Origin of the sequence: Streptomyces sp. NPDC127129, from assembly GCF_042671585.1 — a bacterium.
Lineage (GTDB): Bacteria > Actinomycetota > Actinomycetes > Streptomycetales > Streptomycetaceae > Streptomyces.
In genome coordinates this window covers 252,780-269,197 of the sequence record NZ_JBHXTV010000001.1, presented here as the reverse complement: position 1 = coordinate 269,197, position 16,418 = coordinate 252,780, and the positions used below count along the sequence as shown (strand labels likewise).

Annotated in this window: 12 protein-coding genes; 4 read left to right on the top strand and 8 right to left on the bottom strand. The window is 70.9% G+C overall.

Annotated elements, in window-relative coordinates:
• The first annotated feature begins 30 nt into the window (after positions 1-30).
• Positions 31-495 carry a MarR family transcriptional regulator gene (locus ACFVGW_RS01120; protein WP_385850225.1) on the top strand — a complete coding sequence of 155 codons (465 nt, stop codon included), beginning with the start codon at positions 31-33 and terminating at the stop codon, positions 493-495.
• On the opposite strand, the gene ACFVGW_RS01115 is transcribed toward ACFVGW_RS01120, so the two are convergent.
• The 7 genes from ACFVGW_RS01115 to ACFVGW_RS01085 all read right to left on the bottom strand — a co-directional run bounded on the left by ACFVGW_RS01115 (position 496) and on the right by ACFVGW_RS01085 (position 5,550).
• Positions 496-966 carry a hypothetical protein gene (locus tag ACFVGW_RS01115; protein WP_385850224.1) on the bottom strand — a complete coding sequence of 157 codons (471 nt, stop codon included), beginning with the start codon at positions 964-966 and terminating at the stop codon, positions 496-498.
• A gap of 39 nt (positions 967-1,005) precedes the next feature.
• Positions 1,006-2,250, bottom strand: a complete 1,245-nt coding sequence (locus ACFVGW_RS01110; RefSeq protein WP_385850223.1) for a mannosyltransferase family protein — start codon at positions 2,248-2,250, stop codon at positions 1,006-1,008.
• Between the two features lie 120 nt (positions 2,251-2,370).
• Entirely contained in the window at positions 2,371-2,799 is a 429-nt protein-coding gene (locus ACFVGW_RS01105) for a hypothetical protein (protein ID WP_385850222.1), read from the bottom strand.
• A complete protein-coding gene (locus ACFVGW_RS01100; protein ID WP_385850221.1) occupies positions 2,792-3,289 on the bottom strand; it encodes a SigE family RNA polymerase sigma factor in 498 nt (165 codons plus the stop codon). The genes ACFVGW_RS01105 and ACFVGW_RS01100 overlap by 8 nt, the downstream gene beginning before the upstream one ends.
• Before the next feature lie 155 nt (positions 3,290-3,444).
• On the bottom strand, positions 3,445-4,164 hold the full coding sequence (locus ACFVGW_RS01095) for a YoaK family protein (RefSeq protein WP_385850220.1): 720 nt from the start codon (positions 4,162-4,164) through the stop codon (positions 3,445-3,447).
• Between the two features lie 162 nt (positions 4,165-4,326).
• Positions 4,327-4,809: a DedA family protein gene (locus tag ACFVGW_RS01090; RefSeq protein WP_385850219.1), complete on the bottom strand. Its 483-nt coding sequence runs from the start codon at positions 4,807-4,809 to the stop codon at positions 4,327-4,329.
• A gap of 204 nt (positions 4,810-5,013) precedes the next feature.
• Entirely contained in the window at positions 5,014-5,550 is a 537-nt protein-coding gene (locus ACFVGW_RS01085) for a GNAT family N-acetyltransferase (RefSeq protein ID WP_385850218.1), read from the bottom strand.
• Between the two features lie 71 nt (positions 5,551-5,621).
• On the opposite strand from ACFVGW_RS01085, the gene ACFVGW_RS01080 reads away from it, so the two are divergent.
• Positions 5,622-6,200 (top strand): TetR family transcriptional regulator, encoded by a 579-nt coding sequence (locus ACFVGW_RS01080; protein WP_385850217.1) that lies wholly within the window; start codon positions 5,622-5,624, stop codon positions 6,198-6,200.
• 107 nt (positions 6,201-6,307) lie between these two features.
• Here ACFVGW_RS01080 and ACFVGW_RS01075 read toward each other — a convergent pair whose 3' ends face one another.
• Complete coding sequence (locus ACFVGW_RS01075; protein WP_385850216.1) at positions 6,308-6,742, bottom strand: MmpS family transport accessory protein; 435 nt, start codon at positions 6,740-6,742, stop codon at positions 6,308-6,310.
• A gap of 1,273 nt (positions 6,743-8,015) precedes the next feature.
• Here ACFVGW_RS01075 and ACFVGW_RS01070 point away from each other — a divergent pair.
• Positions 8,016-15,671, top strand: a complete 7,656-nt coding sequence (locus ACFVGW_RS01070) for a DNRLRE domain-containing protein (RefSeq protein ID WP_385850543.1) — start codon at positions 8,016-8,018, stop codon at positions 15,669-15,671.
• A 34-nt stretch (positions 15,672-15,705) separates the two neighbouring features.
• Positions 15,706-16,299: a hypothetical protein gene (locus ACFVGW_RS01065; protein ID WP_385850215.1), complete on the top strand. Its 594-nt coding sequence runs from the start codon at positions 15,706-15,708 to the stop codon at positions 16,297-16,299.
• Positions 16,300-16,418 lie beyond the last annotated feature (119 nt).

Genomic DNA, 16,418 nt, shown 5'->3' with positions numbered 1-16,418 from the left:
GCACCGTAAGTGACGTGGAGGGAACTTCGCATGACGACCCAGCAGATGACCGATGCCGAACTCGCCGGCCAGCCCGCCGCCTACTGGACCTGTCTCGCCTACGACGCGCTGATCGCGTTCACCCGGGCCCGGCAGCGCGAGAAGGGTTACACCCAGCCGCAGTTCTGGCTGCTGCGCAACCTGTCGGCGAACGACCTCTCGCCCGACGGACGGGGCATGACCCTGCCCGAACTGCGCCGGGCCATGAGCCGGTACATCCGGCCCGAGGACGATCTGGCGGCGGAGTCCGTGGTGCTCGTCGAGCGCCGCTGGCTGCGGCGGGACGACGGGGACCGGCTGTGGCTCACGGACGAGGGGGAGCGGGCCCGGACCGGTCTGGCACGCAACGCCCCCGCCATCCGCGCCGCGCTCCACGAGGGGATCGACGACGCGGACTACGTCACCGCCATGAAGGTCCTCCAGCGGTTGATCCGCAACGCGGGCGGAACGTGGTGACTACCGCTCGGCGGGGGCGGGCTCCTGCGAGGGCCGGCGCAGCGCGCTGAGCGCGAAGGCGGACCACGCGGCCGCGGCGACCAGTGCGATCGCGGCCATCCCGACGAGAAGAGGAGCCTCCGGGCGCCAGCCGAGGGTGAGCCGGGTGCCCAGGTAGGTGAGGCCGGCCGCGATGCGGCCGGGGGCGTAGACCGGGACCTTGGCGGCGGCGGCCCGCAGGATCGTCGCCACCGCGAGGCCCACGGCGCCCCAGGTGGCCAGGTAGGCCACGAGGTCACCGGGGGCGGCGGCCGGAAGTCCGTACTCCATGAGCCCCAGGCGGAACAGGGAGGTGACCCAGCCCAGCGCCAGCGCGGCGGCCGTGATGCCGGCCACCCACAGTGCGTGGCGCCACAACGGGCCCGGGCGCACGGCCCCTTCGTCGTCGGGGTGGGTGTCGGGCCGGGTGCCGGGGTCGTCGAAGTCGATCACGTTCCCAAGGACGTGATCCCGTGGTGGGAGGTTGCCTGGTCAGCCGGCCCAACGCCCGGTCAGATACGTGAGGGCGAAGACCGTCGACAGGGGTGCGACGAGACAGAGGTACGCGGTCCTGAACCGGGGGTGACGCAGGGTCCATGCGGCGAGCGTGACCCACAGCGGCCACCACAGGAGGGTCGCCCGGGGGATGGACGTGTACCAGTACGACGTTCCGAGGGCCCAGAGGCTGAGGGCGATGTACACGGCCTCGGGCCAGCGGCGCTGCCGGATCAGCAGGGCCGCGAGGGCCAGTCCGACGAGCATCGTGAGGAGTTCGGCCTGAAACATGAAGGCGTAGCCGGTGGTCTGGACGTGGTCGAACGCGGACTCCCACGTCGTGCTCCACGCTTCCCAGGGCGCGTGGAACCGGCGGTACCAGCCGCGTTCCTGGGCGTGTTTCCAGGCCATCCAGTCGCCGGTGCGGGCGTGCAGGTACCAGGCGTAGAGGACGGCGGGCAGGGCGGGCAGCGCCAGCCAGGGCAGTCGTCCCCAGTCGGCGCGGGTCCGCGCGGCCAGGACGAAGTGCAGCGCGAGCGCCGCGGCGAGGAAGAGCCCGCTGATGCGTACGGTCGTGGCCAGGGCGGCCAGCGTCGCGGCGAGGGGCCACGCGCGGCGCTGGGCGGCGAGCCACGCGGGCAGGGCGAGGGCGAGGAAGAGCGACTCGCTGTAGCCGGCGGCGAGGAAGACCGCGCACGGCGAGAGCAGCAGGAGCTGGACCGTCCGCCGGCCCGCCCGGGCGTCCGGCAGGTACAGCCGCGCGATCCGGGCGAGCGCCAGGACGGCCACGCCTCCGGCCACGAACGAGATGAGCAGCCCCGCCGTGGTCCAGTCCGGGACGACGGCGTGGACCGCCCGAAGGGCGAGCGGGAAGCCGGGGAAGAACGCCTCGCGGTTGTCCCAGTCCGCGTTCCACGGACCGCTTCCCGCCGGGAAGTAGCCGTCGCGCGCCACGTTCAGGAAGTGCCCCCAGTCCCACCGTTCGAAGGAGGCGAGGGCGGGGCCCGGGTCGCGGACGTCGGCTTCGGCGGGAAAGATCCACCGCGCGCAGTACGCGGTCGTCCAGACGGCGGCGCGGGTCAGCAGGTAGAGCCAGAGGACGTCACGGTCCGCGGCGCTCAGCCGCAGGCGGCCGGTCCGCCGTCCGGTGCCTCCGGAGCGACCGGCGTTCGGCTCCCGGGCGGTGCGGGGGAGGGCGAGCGGCGTCGTCTCTTCCCGCGACCTCGGGGATATCACAGACATGTCGGACTCTCGTGGGTGTGAGAAGGCAGGGGGGACCGCGCGACGACGGCGCGTCGCGGGGAACGGCGGCGAGGCTCAGCGGCACGGAGGCCGAGGGGCCGGAGATCAGCGGGCCGGAGATCAGGGGGGCGAGGTGGTCGTCCGTCCCGACGGCCAGGTCGCGGAGGCCGACGGATCGCCGGGGATGCCCGTGGACGTGGACGTGGACGTGCCCGTGGACGTGGTCGGTGATGTCGAGCCGGTCGGCGGCGGCAGGGTCGTCTCCACGGGAGACGGCGGTTCGGCCGGCGGGCTGGGGCTGGGACTGGGGCTGTTCGCCGGGACGACGGGCGCCGGCCCGTCCGACAGGAGAGCCGCCGCTGTCACCCCGCCACCGGCGAAGAGCAGGCACGCGGCGCCCGCGGCGACGGCGAGGCGCCGCCGGTGCGCGTGCCGGGCGCGTTCGGCGATGCGCGCGACCGGTACGGCGCGCGAACGGGACTGCCCGGAGGCGGCGGCCTGCCGGAACATCTCGCGAAGGGGGTCCTGGGGTTCCTGCGGGTCAAGCACCGGGGTCCTCCTCGACGTTCCGGGGGTGCAGACGATCGGCGAGGGCGACCCGGCCACGGACCAGGTGCGTCTTGACGGTGCTGGCGGACTGTCCCGTCTCGCCGGCGATCTGTTCGACGCTCAGGTCGCACAGGTAGTGCAGTGTCACCGTGCGCCGCTGCTGGGCAGGCAGGTCCCGCAGCGCATCGATGAGCACCACGTGCTCGGGACCGGGGCCCTCGACGGGTGGCGGAGCGCCCGCGCGGTCCCATGCGTCCGAGGTGCGCCGGCGGAAACGCCAACGGCTCACGGCGAGGCGCCAGGCGACGGTACGGATCCATGCCTCCGGCTGCCCGTCGCGATCGAGCTGGCGCCGTCGGCTCCAGCCCTTGACGAACGCCTCCTGCACGACGTCCTGAGCCTCGTGCAGATCGCCCAGCATCACGTACAGCTGCCCTGTGAGTCGCGCGACCGCCTGCTCGTAGAACGCCTCGAACTCCTCAACGGTCAACACTCACTCCCGGATCTTTCGCTTCACCCGGCATACGCCCGGCACCAGGTGTCCGGTTGACACGGGCCACGAATCAACAGGGTGACGGTGATCACGGAACCGAAGGGGGCCGACACGCATCGCCCCGACGGAGCGTGTGCGCGTACGCACACGCCCTAAGGCCTGGTCCAGGCGGCGTCGGTGGCGGACAGGCGGCGGACGGCCACGTGCGCCCCCACCAGCAGCGCGAGCGTCACCCCCAGGGCGAGGGCGAGCCGGGCCTGGAGGAGCAGCGCGCCCGCGAGGGCGCCGAGGAACATGGCCAGGACGGACAGGGCCCGCCGGGGCACGGTTCCGCCGGCGGCGGTGGGGTCCGCGGCCAGGCCGGTCAGGGTCTGGGTCAGCACCGTCGTGGTCAGGTCCGGCACGGCGACGCGACGGGCGACCGCGGTCTGCAGCCCCATGGCGAGTCCGAGGGCCACGATCAGGGTGTACCGGACCGGCCCGCTCACCTCGTCCCCCGACACGACCGCCGTGACGAGCGCCGCGGCGACGAGCAGCGCCTGCACGGCGACGCCCGCGCCGAGCAGGCGCCCCCGGTGTGCGGCGAACCGGGTGCCGAAGCGGCCGCCGGCCACCGCGCCGACGAGGAACGACACCAGCGCCGTGAGCGAGGCGGGCGCGGAGAGGCCCTCGGCACCCGCCACGGCGAAGCCCAGGAGCACCACGTTGCCGGTCATGTTGGCCACGAAGACGTGCCCGAGCGCCAGAAAGCTCACCGCGTCCACGAGCCCGGCCACCACCGTCAGGGTGAGCATGAGCGGTGGCAGCGGCCCGTGCCGGTCGCCCTTCGGCGGAACGAGCGTGTGGGCCACGTCGGCCAGCAGCTTGCGCATCCTCGGAGGTCCTTCCGGGGCGGAGGGCGATGCGGACACCGCACGGGGTCGGTCCCGTGACATGATCCACCGCCCGGCGCCCTCGCCCGGCGCCCCGGGACACCGGCCCGGCGCGCCTCCACCGTTCGACGCGTCAGCGCCGGCGAGACCGGCCCGACACCCTCACGATTCCTCGGCCACGCTCTCGGCGGAGGGCACGGCCGCCCGTCGTCTGCGGTGGACCACGACGCCGCACACCGCGAGGAGGAGGACGGCCACGGCGGACACCCCGAGGGCCGTGTGCTCGGCGAAGAGCCGGCCCATGACCTCGAGCACGCCGATCCCCGCGGTCGCGTAGATCAGCGCCCAGGCCGCCCCGCCCACGAACAGGGCCGGGAGGTAGCGGGGCAACGGCATGCGCATGCTGCCCGCGAGGAAGTTGACGGCGGTCTGGAAGCCGACGGTCAGGAAGGAGAAGGCCACCACCGGCGCGCCCCACCGCTGGATCGCCCGCTCGGCGCGCTGGAACTTCGCCGAGGAGATCCGCCCGGCGAACCTGCTGCGCCGGGCACCGGCGCCGGCGAGCCACCCGACGGCGAACGTCCCTCCGGCACGGAGCAGGACGATGGCGTACAGGGCTCCGGCGGTGAGCGCGATCTTATCCACGACGCCTCGTCACGGGCACCGGGCCGGAACCCGCGTCGGCGGGCGCACGACGTGCGCGAGCCCGGTCACTCTCTCTCACCTGCGCCCCGCTCCTGCCCGTTCCGTCCCGTGGGTCCCCGCCTGCGGCCCCGGACGGACTCACATCCGAGCGCGAGGCAAGGTCAGCCTAACCGAACGTGCATACGGCGGACATAGGGCACCGTCCTAGGGCCGGCCGTCGTCGTCCACCGTGCCGGGGCGCAGGTCGAGGTTCCAGTTCTGGCCGACGAGGTCGTGGCCGTAGCTGTGGTGGCGCTCCTCGTCGGCGAGGGTGAAACCGAAGCCCTGGTAGATCCTGCGCGCCGCCGTCAGCACGTCGTTGGTCCACAGCGTCACCTGCTCGTAGCCCGCCTCGCGTGCGAAGGCGAGGCACGTCTCGACCAGGCGCGTCCCGAGGCGAAGACCCCTGCCCTCCGGGGTGACGAGCAGGATCCGCAGCCTGGCCACCTCCGGCCGGTCGCCCGCGACGAGGAAGACGCAGCCCACGCGCCGCCCTTCGACCTCGGCGATCCAGCCCGCCTCACGTTCCGGGTCGTGCCCGGCGCCGTAGTCGGCGACGATCCGGGCGACCAGGGCCTCGAAGTCGGTGTTCCAGCCGAACTGCCGGTCGTACGCCTCGCCGTGGGCCATCACCACCCAACCCAGATCGCCGGGACGGTCGGCGCGGCGCACGACGACCTGCTTCTGATCCTGCTGCGGCATGAGCTGTTCTCCTGACCCCCGTGATCGTTCTGTCACGTCACTGAAACAGTTGTTTCAGTTAGGCTAGCCGCATGTCCAAGGACGCGCCAACTCCCTCCGCCCGGCAGAACGAGCTGCTGGAAGCGGCGTACCGGTACGCACTCGCCCACGGCCTGGCCGACCTCTCGCTGCGCCCGCTGGCCGAGGCCATCGGCTCCAGCCCACGGGTCCTGCTCTTCCTCTTCGAGAGCAAGGACGGGCTGCTGCGGGCGCTGCTGGCGCGCGCCCGCGCCGACGAGCTGGCGCTCCTGGACCGGGCAGGGCGGCCCGACCGCCCCACCGGACTCGCGCCCGCCGTCGCACGCGTCTGGACGTGGCTCGCCGCGGAGGAGCACCGGCCGCTGCTGCGCCTGTGGGCCGAGGCGTACATGCGCTCCCTGGTGCAGCCGGACGGGGCCTGGGCCGGGTTCGCCCGCGCCACGGTGGAGGACTGGCTCGGTGTCCTGGCCGGCTTCCAGCCGCCGTCGGAACGTGACGGCGCGGACGGTGCCGTACGCCGCACCCTGGCTCTGGCCGTACTGCGTGGCGCCCTGCTCGACCTCCTCGCCACGGACGACGAGAAGCGGGTCACCGAGGCCGTCGAGTACCAGCTCGCCCTGCTGCGGGACTGAACCGGGAACCGGGAGCCCCCACCGGCCCCCCACCGCCCTTATCGGGTGCCCTGCCGGCCGCCACGGCCTGCCTCCGCCGTCACCTCGCTGCCGTCACTTCGCTGCCGTCACCTCTCGGCCGGCGCCTCCCCCGCGCACGTGCTGCGGCCGTACGCGCCCGACGCCGTGGCGCGCTGGACGTGGCGGCCGGCGACCGTGAGGGCGCAGCTCGCGCTTCCCCCGCGCTCTCCGAGGGTGATGTTCACGAGCGGCGCCGCGCCCCGTGGAACGTCCACGGTCTTGCGCCACGGCAGCCGGGCGCCCAGGACGGTCTCGGCGCGGTCGCCCTCCGCCCGGTAGGTGATGTCGGCGGAGCCCTCGCCCAGCACCTCGTACGTCACACCGACCGTCTCCGTCGCGGCCCGCCGCGGTGCCCCCTGCTCGTCGCCGCCGGCGAATCCGTACGCGACGAGCCCCGCGCACGCGAGAAGCAGCGCGCCGGCGACGGCGATCCCTCTGCGGTCCCGCACTTCCGGATTCGGCGATTCTTCTGTGATTGCCATGGGTCCGCACTCCCGGTCGATGTGAATTCCGCAGGGTTATACACCATTCGAATCGACGAATGCCAGGGCGCGGAGATATCGGGCGAACGACCCCTTCCGGCTCCTCGTACACCCCCTTTCACCTCGTCAAATGTCCCAATTCTGAGGTCGGTTGACAGTGTCGTCGGCACTTGATTAGAAACCCTCCCGCCAAGTGCGACCGGCGACGGAATTACCCGCGCCGGCGCACCCGTGTGCCCTTTTCGCGTACACGCGGGAGGGCGCGGAAGAAGGGATTGGCGTGAAAGTGAGATTCGGGCGGGTCATAGCCTGCCTCGTGGCCTCGGCGGTCACTGTCTCCGTAGTGCCGAACGTGGCTTATGCCGCACCGGCCTCGGACGGTGAGGGCGAGGGTGTCTTCGACACCTTCAAGGGATGGTTCGCGGACGGGGAGGAAGGCGAGGACGGCCGGCCGGCGCAGCCCTCGACCGGCGGCACTCCCGTCCTCCCGGCCCGTGAATCGCTGCCGAAGGGCAAGGCGGCTCCCCAGGCGAAGCGTGTCGCGGAGCTGACGGGCAGGCGCACGGCCAACGCGCGGTACTGGCAGCTCTCCGACGGCCGTGTGCAGGCCGAGGTGTCGGCCGTGCCGACCGGCTACCGGGCCGGGAAGTCGTGGCGGGACATCGACCCGACGGTCCGCCCCGCGGACACCGGCGGTTTCGCCTTCGGCAACACGACGAACGCGGCCCGCAGCTGGTTCGGCTCCGACGCCCGCCGCCTGCTGAGGTTCGAGACCGGGGACGGGCACGCGGTGACGCTCGGTCTGGAGGGCGCGGGCCGGCTCGCACCGACGGCCGAGGGCTCCACGGTGACCTACAAGGACGCGGTGGCCGGTGCCGACCTGTCGTACGAGGTCGGTCCCGGGCGGGTGAAGGAGAACATCGTCCTGGACGAACGGCCCGCCGGGCCGGTCTCGTTCACCTTCACCCTCGACTCCGGCGGCCTCACGCCGAAGGCCGGCAAGGACGGCTCCGTCCGTTTCTACGGCGAGGGCGCCGAACCGGTCCTGGTGATCCCGGCCGCGTTCATGACGGACGCGAAGAAGGACACCACCTCGCCGTACGGCTTCGCCTACAGCGACAGGGTCACCCAGAAGCTCTCCCGGGACGGCAAGGGCTGGAAGCTGACCGTCACCCCGGACGCGACGTGGCTGGCCGCCGAGGAGCGGCAGTATCCGGTCACGGTCGATCCGACGCTGGCGATCGCCCCGACGCCGACGACCGCCCAGGATGTGATGATCTCCTCGGACGGTCCGACGACGAACTACGACGACAACTGGCGTCTGTCGGTCGGCAACACCAGCACCGGAGCCTCGCGCGCCCTGGTCAAGTTCCCGCTGGGCAGCATCCCCGCGGGCACCAAGCTGGACTCCGCCGATCTGCGGCTCTACTACGACCAGACACACACCGCGGGCGACACCGAGGTGCAGCTGGAGGCGCACCGCGCCACCCAGGCCTGGACCGAGGCCCAGGCGACCTGGAGCAACGCCAACGCGATCACGGGCGAGCTGTCGGGCACGGCCGTCGTGGTCGACGACGGCGACACCGGCCGCACCGCGGCCGTCGGCGCCTGGCCCGCCTCCGGGAACACGGCGTTCACGCAGTACGCGGTGAACCAGGACTACCTGTACAACAAGGACTCGGCCGCCGGTGACACGTACACCTGGCAGCCGAACCTCCCCGAGGACGGCACCTACCAGGTCGAGGCACACTACGTGCCCGCCTCGGACCGGGCCGCCAACGCCCCGTACACCGTCACCTACGACGGCGGCAGCACGACCTACTCCGTCGACCAGCGGGCCGGTACGGCGGGCGTGTGGAAGACCCTCGGGTCGCATCCGTTCAAGGCCGGCACCCTCGGCAAGATCGTCCTCGGCGACGGTCCCGCGTCGACCGCCACATCGGTCATCGCGGACGCCGTCCGGTTCACCAAGGGCGGCGTCGTCACCAAGAAGCCGGGCGAGCTGAACACCTGGCACTCCTTCCCGGTGACCCGGACCGTCCAGTCCTGGGTCGACGGCACGAACGCCAACCACGGCTTCGTGGTCAAGGCCGGCGACGAGAGCGCCGGCGGTCCCAAGGGCGGCCCGCGGTACGAGGGCAGCGAGTTCGCGTACGCGGGCGAGACCGCCAACTACCCGCGCCTGGTCCTGACCTTCGGCCGCCAGGGCGTCGACCTCGCGGCGCCGGCCACGATCCACGACACGGGCGCGGAGCTGAACTGGTCCGCGTACCAGGACAAGGACCCGCTGAACACGGGCGACGACCTCGCCGAGTACCAGGTCCACCGCTCCGTCTTCCAGACCTTCACGCCCTCCGCCTCGACGCTCGTCTCGCCGATCGCGGCCGGCGCGACGTCCTTCACCGACACCACGGCGGTGCCGACGAAGGCGGACGACGCCGACCCGTTCGGACGCGCGTACTACTACATGGTCGCGGTCAAGACGAAGGACGGACAGCTCGTCCCCGCGCCGACGCAGCTCGTACGGCTGCCGAAGGCCGGCCGGACGACGAAGATCTTCGAGGCGTCCCACGACACCACGCTCTCCTCGACGCAGTCCACCGCCCCGCACGACGCGATCGACGACGGCGGCCCGCAGACCTGGGTCTCGGTCGGCAACAACTCGGCGACGTACGGGAAGACCCGCGCCGTCCTGAAGTTCCCGCCCCTCGGGATCCCCGCCACCGCCCGGGTGCTGGACGCGAACGTACGGCTCTGGGGCACGCAGACCACCACCGACGCCCCGGGGGCGGTCTACGAACTCCGTCCGCTCACACGTGACTTCGACGAGACGGCCACCTGGGTCAAGGCGAACGCGACGACGAACTGGACCGCGCAAGGCGGCGACTTCGGCGCCACCGTGTCCGACACCGGGTCGATGACCAACGACCCGGCCCGCCACGACTGGAACGTCACCTCGCTCGCCCAGTCCTGGGTGACGACCCCCGCCTCCCAGAAGGGCGTGGTCGTCAAGACGGCCGACGAGACCGCCTCGCAGGAGCGGACGCTCTTCCTCTCCTCCGAAGGCGCCGAGCAGCGGCTCCGCCCGAAGTTCGTGGTCACCTACGTCGACTCCACCACAGAGTCGACCTACTACGCGCCGCAGACACCGGCCCGGATGACCCCGAACGCCACCTACACGGTGGACTTCACCCTCACCAACACCACGGCCGCCACCTGGAAGGCCGCCGACCAGGTCCTCACGTACAGGTGGACCCTGCCCGACGGCACGGACGTCACCAACGGGGGCAACCAGATCCGGACCGCCCTGCCCCGGGACGTCGCACCGGGTGACTCGGTCACCCTCCAGGCGCAGGTGAAGACCCCGATCAACTCGGACTCGGGCAACAAGCGCACCGACTACGCGCTGACCTGGGACGTCTACGACACGACGGCGGGCACCTGGACGTCGGGCACCGCCGGCATCCCCGGCCTCAAGCAGAACGTGGCGGTCGAGGACCCCACTTCCAACGAACTCGGCCTGGAGAAGTTCTACTTCTTCTCCGGCAAGAACACCGGCGCCGGCTCGACCGTCATGAACAACGCGGCGGCCGGCAACAGCGTCTGGTCGTACAACGCGTTCTCCAACCCGGGCCGCGGGCTGAACACCTTCGTCCGGTTCTCGTACAACTCCCTGGACACCTCGGACACCGTGCTCGGTCACGGCTGGACCGGCCAGGCGGCCGGACCGATCCGGCTCGGCGCGCCGCTGGAGTTCCACCCCAAGCCGCACCCGACCGAGATCAGGCTCCCGGACGGCGACGGCACGACCCACGTCTTCAGCAAGCAGCCGGACGGCTCCTGGAAGGCCCCGGCGGGCGTCCACTACAGGGTCACGCCGAAGCCCGGTCTGGACTGCACCCCGGAGAAGGACCCGATCACCGACGCCTGGACGCTCACCCGCCCGGACGGCACGCGGTTCCTGTTCGGCTGCGACGGCTACCTGACGTCGGTCGTCGACCGGAACGGCAACACGCAGACCTACACGTACGAGGAACGCAAGTCCAACAACAAGCCCACCAAGTTCCTCAGCTACATCACCGACCCGGTCGGCCGGAAGACGCTGAGCGTCACCTACTACGGCAAGGCCGACAGCGCCAACCCCAAGATCATCGACCACGTCAGGTCGATGACGGACATCTCTGAGCGCACGCTCACCTTCGAGTACTCCGACAAGGGCCTGCTCACCAGGCTCACCGACGGCGCGGGCTCGGCCCAGCCGAAGGTGTTCGGCTTCGAGTACGACGCCACCCAGGGCAACAAGAACGTCAAGCTGGTCAAGGTCACCGACCCGCGCGGCAACGCCACCTCGCTGGAGTACAACTTCCCGCGGACCGGCGACGACCCGAAGTACCACTGGTGGACCAAGTCGATCACCGACCGCCGGCAGGGCACCACCGGCTTCACCTACGCCCCCGACACGGCGAACGCCACGTTCACCGACACCCGGGTCACCGACGCCGAGAACCGCGTCACCGCCTACGTGACGGACGACTTCGGCCGTCCGGTACGCACCACCAACGCCAAGTCGCAGGTCAGCAAGCTCGCCTGGGACGCGGACAACAACGTCGTGTACCTGGAGGAGGCCAACGGCGCCAAGACGGCATCGTGCTACGACCAGAAGACCGGCTACCCGCTCTGGAAGCGGGACGCGGAGAGCAACAAGGGCGGCATCCCGGCGCCGAGCGACTGCGCGCCGGGCGTCTACCCGGCCGACGCGCAGAAGTTCCAGTACCAGACGCGTCTGGACGGCTTCGCCACCGACCTCTACCGCAAGACGTCCCCCGAGGGCCGCACCTGGGAGTTCGGCTACGACACCTTCGGCAACGTCACCAGGGTCACCGACCCCAAGGGCGTGGCCTCGCCCACGGCCGGGGACTACACCACCACCCACGCGTACGACGTCCACGGCCAGCCCGTCCGGACGGTCGACGCCAACGGCAACCCGACGACCTTCACCGAGTTCGGTCCCACCGGCTACCCGGCGAAGACCACGGACGCGCTGAACCGCACCACGCAGGCCGCCTACGACGTGCGGGGCCTGGTCACCGAGGTCACCGACGCGCTCGGCAAGAAGACCACGCAGACGTACGACACCTACGGGCGTCCGCTGGTCAGCACGGTGCCCAAGGACCAGACCGCGGGCGAGCTGATCACCACCCCGGCGCCGGTCTACGACCCCAACGACAACGTCACGCTCGTCACGGCTCCGCACGGCGCGGTGTCCACCGCGGTGTACGACGCCAGTGACCAGATCACCTCGGCGACCGCGCCGAAGGACTCGCCGACGGCGCCCGAGCGCCGCACCGCCTACACCTACGACCGGACCGGGCACCTCCGGACGACGACCGAGCCGAAGGGCACCGCGACCGCCGCGGACCCGGACGACTACACCACGACCAACACCTACGACGAGATCTACCAGCTCGCCACCGTGGTGAACGCGGCGGGCCACAAGATCTCCTACGAGTACGACAACGTCGGCAACCCGGTCACGGTCGTCGACCCGCGCCGGAACGCGACCCCGGACACGGCCGACTACGCCGCCAAGACGGTGTACGACCTCAACCACCGGGCCGTCGCGAGCATCGACGCGCTGGGCAAGACCACCTCGCGCACGTACGACAAGGACTCGCTCGTCGTCGCCTCCAAGGACGCCGAGGGCAACGAGACCCTGGTCGACTTCGACGAGCGCGGCAAGCAGGTCGAGGTCAAGGTCCCGCACACGGGAACCGCGCCGGACATCACGTACCGGACGACCACGTACGAGTACGACCAGGTCGGCAACGCCACCAAGGTCACCACTCCGCGCGGCACGGCCACGGCGAACCCCGACGACTTCGCCGCCCGGACCGAGTACGACGCGCTGAACCGTCCGGTCAAGCAGTTCCAGCCGTACGACCCGGCGGACGCCCGCTACAACAGCCCGAACGTCTACACCCAGACGTTCTACGACGAGGTGGGCCGGGTCTCCAGGACCTCGCTGCCGCCGTCGGAGGGCCAGACGGTCCGCAACGACACCCGCTACACCTACTTCGACAACGGCTGGGCCAAGTCGTCCACCGACCCGTGGGACATCGTCACCACCTACGGCTACAACGAGGTGGGCCAGCAGACCTCGCGGACGCTGACCTCGGCGGGCGGCTCCTCCAGCCGCACGATGGGCTGGTCGTACCACCCCAACGGCACGCTCAAGTCCAAGACCGACGACGGCGTGCCGGTCGGCACCGCGGTCCCGCTCGTCGACAACTCCGACATCCAGAACACCACCTCCACCGGCACCTGGACCAAGGGGAGCCGGACCGGCGAGCAGGGGTACGACCACCAGGTCCACGCCGCGGGCGCCGGGACGGACTCGTTCACCTGGACGCTGAACATCCCGAAGGACGGGACCTACACGGCCTACGTCAAGTTCCCGCAGGTCACCGGCGCGGCGACGAACGCGAAGTACACCGTCACGCACTCCGCCGGAACCACGGACAAGACGGTCAGCCAGGCCACCGGAGGCGGCGCCTGGATCGGCCTCGGCTCGTACACGTTCACGCAGGGCGACGCGGCCAGGCTCCAGCTGTTCCAGAACAGCGGGGGCGCGGTCGTGGCGGACGGCGTGAAGCTGGTGCGCGACACCTCCGGTGACACCGACACCGAGAAGCACACCTTCACCTACGCGTACGACGCCAACGGCAACATGGAGTCGATCGCCGACGCCTCGTCCGGCACCCGGGTCGACGCCTACAAGATGGCCTACACGGAGCTGAACCAGGTCCGGCAGGTCACCGAGGAGCTGGCAGGCCAGGAGAAGAAGACCACCTCCTACACGTACGACATCAACGGCCGGCCGGACACGGTCACCCATCCCGAGCAGTACTCGAAGTACACCTACGACCTGCGTGAGCTGGTCAGGACGGTCTCCGTGGGCACCTCCGCCACGGACCCGGCGCCGAACGTCTCGTCGTTCACCTACACCGACCGCGGTGTGGTCCAGCGCGAGACCAAGCCCAACGGCAACACCGTCGACAACACGTACCACCTCGACGGGGCGGTGAAGTCCCAGACGGAGAAGAAGCCGAACGGGACGCTGGTCTCCTCGCACTCCTACGCCTACGACGCCAACGGCAACAAGGCGCAGGACGTGGCGAAGAAGATGAACGCCGACAACCACGCGGCGTACCTCGACTCCACCACCGACTACACCTACGACCCGGTCGAGCGGCTCGCCAAGTCGGTCAAGACCGGCAACGGCGCCAACACCGAGACGTTCGTCCACGACGACAACGCCAACGTCATCAGCCAGTCGGACAAGGCGTCGTCCGCGACGTACACCTACGACCGCAACCGGCTGCTGAGGTCCTCGACCTCGGGCGTCACGTCCTCCTTCACCTACGACCCCTTCGGCCGCCAGGAGTCCGTCTCCAGCGGCGGCCAGATCGTGTCGCGGAGCGTGTACGACGGCTTCGACCACGTCGTGGAGTCGCAGCAGCGCGACGCCGGCGGCGCGATGAAGTCGACGACCTACGCCTTCGACCCGCTGGACCGGACGGTCTCCAAGACGGCCGACGGCAAGACGACCACGTTCAACTACCTCGGTCTCTCGCACGAGGTGCTGAACGAGGAGGTCGCCGGCAAGCTGACCAAGTCCTACGAGTACAGCCCGTGGGGACAGCGGCTCGCCCAGGTCACGCACAACGGTGACGGCACGACCGAGGACGCGTACTACGGCTACAACAGCCACACCGACGTCGAGACGCTGACCGACAAGAACGGCGACACCAAGGCCACCTACGGCTACACGGCCTACGGCAACGAGGACTCCAGCGAGTTCACCGGCATCGACAAGCCGGACGCCGGGGACCCGACGAAGGAGGAGTACAACCACTACCGCTTCAACGCCAAGCGGTGGGACGCCCAGTCCGGCACCTACGACATGGGCTTCCGCGACTACTCCCCGGGCCTGAACCGCTTCACGACGCGTGACCTCTACAACGGCGCCCTCGCCGACATGGGGCTGAGCGTCGACGCCCTCACCGGCAACCGCTACGCGTTCACCGGCGGCAACCCCATCAGCAACGTCGAGATCGACGGGCACTTCGCCTTCGCGCTCGCCGCGATCCCGGTGCTCGCGGTCGCCGTGGCGGTCGTCGCCGCGGTCGTCATCGTGGCGGCCGTGGTCGCCGTCGTCGAGGAGGCGGCCGACCGCATCGAGGAGGCCATCGACGAGGCGGCCGAGGAGGACACCCCGGCACCCAAGCCGACGCCCCAGCCGCAGCCGAAGCCGCGAGGCACCGACGGCGGTGACGACGACGACAACGACAGCAAGTGCGGCTGGGTCAAGCACGGTGACGTGGACAAGGCCAACGGCAACCGCGCCACCGGCGTCTCCGCCTGCCTGAACAAGTCCTACCTCGCCGAGAACAAGGGCACCAAGACGGACACGTCGAAGGTGACGCCTCCCGGCTACCGGTGGGCGCAGCGCACGGCCGGCTTCCTCGGGGCCCACCCGGTGGAGCAGAACATCAACGCCTGCCACCTCCTCGGCAAGCAGCTGAGCGGCTCGGGCACCGATCTGAACAACCTGGCGACGTGCGCGCGCGGCGCCAACGACTGGCAGACCGGCTCCCAGCAGGGCGACAACAACATGAAGAACTACGAGAACCAGGTCGCGGCGGCCGTCGCGGCGGGGCAGGACGTCCTGTACCAGGTGACCCCGACCTACAGTGGCCGCAGGACCGTGCCGCTCGGGTTCAAGATCACCGCGTACGGTACGAACCCGGACGGGTCCGCGGGGATCAGGATCGACACCTTCGTGTCGAACACCCTGGCCGGCCGGAACCTCGGCATGTTCAACGACCAGAACACCGGCCGGCAGATACCGACCGGATCGATGGAGTGAGGGCCGGATCCATGCGGAACGAGAGGAGAGGAGAGTGACGCAGGTGGCCGAATGGGACGAGCTTCGGCGACTCATGCCGCCTCCGGCCGAGAGCGGGACGTCGGTCGACTGGGGCCGGATGAGCGAGTCGTGGGGCCGGGAGTTCCCGCCCGACTACCGGCAGTTCATCGAGGCGTACGGCGCCGGGACGATCCAGGGCTGCCTGGTGGTCCAGCTGCCCGAGTACAAGGGCGCCGAGCCCGCCTCGCCGTACGGGGGCATGCTCCTGGAGACGCTGAACGCGGAGGGAGCCTGGGCGCGGGAGAAGAAGTCTCCCGAGCTGGAGGGCGCCGACCCCGTGCTCATCACCTGGGGTGTCGACGCGGGCTCCGACCTGCTGTGCTGGGACGCCTCGGGCGACGACCCGGGCGCCTGGCCCGTCCTGGTGCGCAACCGGGACGACGACCTGTGGCGGCGCTACGACTGCGGGATGGTCGAGTTCCTCGCGCGCGTCCTGCGCGCCGAGTTCGACGAGTGCCCGCTCGGCGACCTCTCCCTGTGGGGGAGGCGGTCCGCGCTCTTCCTGGGCGAGGCCGAGCAGAAGCGGCTGTGGCAGCAGGGCGTCGACCCCTGGGAAGGGAAGAGGTAGCCCGGGAAGGGACGATCACGCGGCCCCGAGCGGTGCCGCCTGATCGTTCCCCGGTGTGAGCGAGGCTCCCGGCCGCCCGCGTGCGTGTCGTACGACATGTCACGGGGCGGCGCGGGAGC

Excerpts from the sequence above, each read along its gene's own strand:
- ACFVGW_RS01120 (WP_385850225.1), top strand. The coding sequence starts at position 31 with ATGACGACCCAGCAGATGACCGATGCCGAACTCGCCGGCCAGCCCGCC.
- ACFVGW_RS01110 (WP_385850223.1), bottom strand. The coding sequence starts at position 2,250 with ATGTCTGTGATATCCCCGAGGTCGCGGGAAGAGACGACGCCGCTCGCC.
- ACFVGW_RS01095 (WP_385850220.1), bottom strand. The coding sequence starts at position 4,164 with ATGCGCAAGCTGCTGGCCGACGTGGCCCACACGCTCGTTCCGCCGAAG.
- ACFVGW_RS01085 (WP_385850218.1), bottom strand. The coding sequence starts at position 5,550 with ATGCCGCAGCAGGATCAGAAGCAGGTCGTCGTGCGCCGCGCCGACCGT.
- ACFVGW_RS01080 (WP_385850217.1), top strand. The coding sequence starts at position 5,622 with ATGTCCAAGGACGCGCCAACTCCCTCCGCCCGGCAGAACGAGCTGCTG.
- ACFVGW_RS01075 (WP_385850216.1), bottom strand. The coding sequence starts at position 6,742 with ATGGCAATCACAGAAGAATCGCCGAATCCGGAAGTGCGGGACCGCAGA.
- ACFVGW_RS01070 (WP_385850543.1), top strand. The coding sequence starts at position 8,016 with ATGATCTCCTCGGACGGTCCGACGACGAACTACGACGACAACTGGCGT.